This window comes from Streptomyces coffeae (assembly GCF_016741875.1).
In the GTDB taxonomy this organism is placed as follows: Bacteria; Actinomycetota; Actinomycetes; order Streptomycetales; family Streptomycetaceae; genus Streptomyces; species Streptomyces coffeae.
The window spans coordinates 1-2,033 of record NZ_JAERRF010000107.1 but is presented as its reverse complement, the minus strand read 5'-3'; the positions used below and the strand labels follow the sequence as shown (position 1 = coordinate 2,033).

The following is a 2,033-nucleotide window of genomic DNA, read 5'->3' as shown; positions in this document are numbered from 1 at the left end:
GCGTCGAGGCGGTTCAGGAGCGGCTGGCGGCTTGGGAGGGTCGTCTGGCGGTTGCGGCGGTCAACGGCCCGGCCGTGGTTGTTGTTTCGGGTGACGCGGACGCGTTGGACGAGCTGTTGGCCGCGTGTGAGGCGGATGGTGTGCGGGCTCGTCGTATCGCGGTGGATTACGCCTCGCACTGCGCTCATGTGGAGGAGATCGAGGAAGCGCTGCTCCGGGACTTGGCGGGCATCGCTCCCCGAGCCGGATCGGTGCCGTTCTACTCCACGGTCACCGCTGAGGTGCTGGACACCGCCGCTCTGGATGCGGGCTACTGGTACCGCAATCTGCGCCGGACGGTTCGTTTCGCCGACACGGTGCGTGCTCTGCTGGATGACGGTTTCCGTGTGTTCGTGGAGTCCAGTGCGCACCCGGTGCTGACGATGGGTGTGGAGCAGACGGCCGAGGAGCACGTGAACTCGCCTGTGACGGTGGTGGGTTCGCTGCGTCGTGACGAGGGCGGTCTGGAGCGGTTCGTCGCGTCGGTGGCGGAGGCGTTCGGCGGTGGGGCGTCGGTCGACTGGGCGACGTTGTTCGAGGGTACGGGTGCTCGTCGAGTCGAGCTGCCGACGTACGCCTTCCAGCGCCAGCGCTACTGGCTCGACACGGTGGCCGACCCTCAGGCTGACCGGAGCGCCGAACCGGTGGCGGACGCCGCATCGCTGCTGAGGGGACGTCTGGCGGCGCTGGGCGAGGACAAGCAGACGGAGCTGCTGCTGGAGCTGGTCGGTAGTCAGGTCGCCACCACACTGGGCTACGACGGCCCGGAGGCCGTCGACGCCGACCGGACGTTCAAGGAACTCGGCTTCGACTCGCTGGGTGCCGTCGAGTTCCGCAACCGTCTGAACACCACGACCGGACTGCGGCTGCAGACCACTCTGCTGTTCGACTACCCCACCCCGGCCGTTCTCGCGCGTCATCTGAGGACCTGCCTCATCGGTGCTGACCAGCTGGACAGCACGCCGGTGCCGACCGCCGTGTCCCTCGACGAGCCCATCGCGATTGTGGGTATGGGCTGCCGCTACCCTGGCGGCGTACGGTCGCCCGAAGAACTCTGGGAGTTGATCGCCTCCGAGGGTGACGCGATCGGTGGGTTCCCGGCGGACCGTGGCTGGGACCTGTCCGCCCTGTACTCTCCGGAGCGGGGCAAGCCAGGTACCACGTACGCCCGCGAGGGCGGTTTCCTCTACGACGCGGGCGACTTCGATCCGGCGTTCTTCGGGATCTCGCCGCGTGAGGCGCTGGCGATGGACCCCCAGCAGCGCCTGCTCCTGGAGACCTCCTGGGAGGCGTTCGAGCGGGCCGATATCGCGCTTGACGGCCAGTGGCAGAGCGGGACCGGTGTCTTCGTCGGCGCGATGGCCCAGGACTACGGCCCCCGCATGCACGACGCCTCGGACGGCCTTCAGGGATACCTCCTCACCGGAAGCAGCGTGAGCGCTGCGTCGGGTCGAATCTCGTACACGTTCGGGTTCGAGGGTCCTGCGGTGACGGTGGACACGGCGTGTTCGTCGTCGCTGGTCGCACTGCACCTGGCGGTGCAGTCGCTGCGGCAGGGCGAATGCTCGCTGGCGCTGGCCGGTGGTGTGACCGTGATGGCGACGCCCGGCATCTTCGTGGAGTTCAGCCGACAGCAAGGCGTCGCGGCGGACGGCCGCTGTAAGGCGTTCGCGGCGGGGGCCGACGGCACCGGCTGGGCTGAGGGTGCCGGCATGCTGCTGCTGGAGCGCCTGTCCGACGCACGCCGCAACGGCCACCCGGTCCTGGCCGTGGTCCGCGGTTCCGCGCTGAACCAGGACGGCGCGAGCAACGGCTTGTCCGCACCGAACGGTCCGTCGCAGCAGCGGGTGATCCGCGCCGCGCTGGCGAGCGCGGGTCTTTCGGCGACCGAGGTGGACGTGGTGGAGGCGCATGGTACGGGTACGAAGCTGGGTGACCCGATTGAGGCGCAGGCGCTGTTGACGACGTATGGCCAGGACCGGCCGGAGGGCCGA

At 69.3% G+C, this 2,033-nt stretch carries 1 protein-coding gene; it reads left to right on the top strand.

The window, feature by feature from the left end; translation table 11 throughout:
• Positions 1-2,033: type I polyketide synthase (locus tag JK363_RS41155; RefSeq protein ID WP_201883445.1), on the top strand; the 2,033-nt coding region annotated here is incomplete at both ends.